Here is a 1,834-nt window from a genome sequence, read left to right as displayed (position 1 = left end):
CGCGGGTATTCCCCCTTCGCTCATGCAAAGGGGTTGCCAGCGGCGCGTGGATTGCGCCTGCTGGCTTAAGACTAATTGGCAACTGATTTCCCCAATACCCCTATCGGGGCACAGGCGCCCTCCGCGGGTATTTCCCCTTTGTTTTGCACCAGGAATCTATCTTCGCTTGCGCTACGAGGCCGATGTAGTCGCAGCGCAAGCGTCTCGCGCAGCATCTTTTTTGGAGTCTCTCAAATGGGGGGAATATCAAGAATGGGGGCCTGTGAACAAATCCGCAATTCTTTTGCATATTTGTGCAAAGATGCTATAATGATGCCATTCACGTACGCAAGTGATGCAATGCCCTTCACCTGCCGAGCAGCGCCTTTTGGAGCCAGCCATGATCGCAAGAACTCTTACGGATAAACTCACCGCCCTGGCACAAAAATTCCAGGTGATCACCCTGACCGGGCCGCGCCAATCGGGTAAGACCACCCTGGTCAGAGCGGCGTTTCCGATGCTGTCCTATGTTTCACTGGAGGAACCGGATATTCGCCAGATTGCCCTCACCGATCCGCGCGGTTTCTTGTCAAACTATCCCGCGGGGGCCATTCTGGATGAAATCCAAAACACACCTGAGCTATTTTCCTATATCCAGACAATTGTGGATACGAACCGCAATATCCAATTTATCCTGACCGGCTCGTCGAACTTCCTGTTGATGGAAAAGATCAGCCAGACGCTGGCCGGACGAACCGCCATTTTGCATTTGCTGCCTTTCTCGCTCTCGGAACTCGAAAACGGCGCGTTCAGCTTCGATCACTATGAAAGCCTGATTTTCAACGGCCAATACCCGCGCATTTATGATCGGGATATCGCCCCGGTTGATTTTTATCCGGCTTATATTCAAACGTATGTCGAAAGAGACGTGCGCATGATGAAAAATATCGGCGATATTAACGCCTTTATTCGGTTCATCCAGCTATGCGCCGGGCGCGCCGGGCAATTGCTCAATTATTCCAGTCTGGCAAGCGATGCCGGGATCAGCCCGAACACGGCCAAGGCGTGGATTTCCATTTTGGAGGCATCCTACATCCTTTACCGCCTGCCGCCTTATCACAAAAATTTCAATAAACGGTTGGTAAAGTCGCCCAAGCTCTATTTTTACGATACCGGTGTGGTCTGTTCGTTGTTGGGTATCCGGGAAGAGCGCCAGGTTAGCTTACACTACATGAAAGGCGCGCTGTTCGAGAACCTGATGATCAATGAATTCATCAAGCGCAGTTTTCACCGCGGTGAGCGAGGCTCCCTCTATTTCTGGCAGGACAGCCGCGGTAAAGAAATTGATTGTCTGCTGGTAGAAGGGGAAACGATTGTGCCGGTCGAGATCAAATCTGGCAAAACCATCTCCGGGAGTTATTTTGATAATCTCAAATACTGGCGTCAACTGGCGAATATGCCTAAAGATGCGGGCTATGTCGTCTATGGCGGTGAACAATCCATGCAAACCAGCGCGGGGACATTTGTTAGTTGGCGGCAATTGGATCGTATCTGAAGCCCAAAAGGTTTCAGACAGGCTCACATATCCATGCCAACGGTCTACCCGTGCGTTATGATATACTCAAAACGAACCTAACCGGGCCAATGGCCTGACCACAACACAGCAAATTCGGGGATTACTTTCAATGAGCAACAACTTCACAGAAAAAGCCAATTTTATCTGGCAGGTCGCCGATGATATTTTACGCGGGGCCTTCAAAGCCCATGAATACGGCGATGTAATTTTGCCCTTCGTGGTTTTGCGCCGCCTGGATTCGGTGCTGGAAGCCCATAAGGACGCCGTCATCGCGCAGTA

General features: G+C 51.1%; 1 protein-coding gene and 1 pseudogene (1 of these 2 only partly in view). Both read left to right on the top strand.

Annotated features, from left to right (window positions below; translation table 11 throughout):
• Positions 1-379: 379 nt before the first annotated feature.
• Positions 380-1,534, top strand: coding sequence for an ATP-binding protein (locus HN413_00090; protein MBT3388786.1), 1,155 nt, complete (start codon positions 380-382; stop codon positions 1,532-1,534).
• Positions 1,535-1,664: 130 nt separating this feature from the next.
• A pseudogene (locus HN413_00085) lies at positions 1,665-1,834 on the top strand (type I restriction-modification system subunit M N-terminal domain-containing protein) (it continues 70 nt past the right edge of the window).

It is taken from the genome of Chloroflexota bacterium (genome assembly GCA_018648225.1).
GTDB lineage: Bacteria > Chloroflexota > Anaerolineae > Anaerolineales > UBA11858 > NIOZ-UU35.
Note: the sequence above shows the minus strand (reverse complement) of the source record. Positions and strands in the feature narration are given on the sequence as shown.

Excerpts from the sequence above, each read along its gene's own strand:
- HN413_00090 (MBT3388786.1), top strand. The coding sequence starts at position 380 with ATGATCGCAAGAACTCTTACGGATAAACTCACCGCCCTGGCACAAAAA.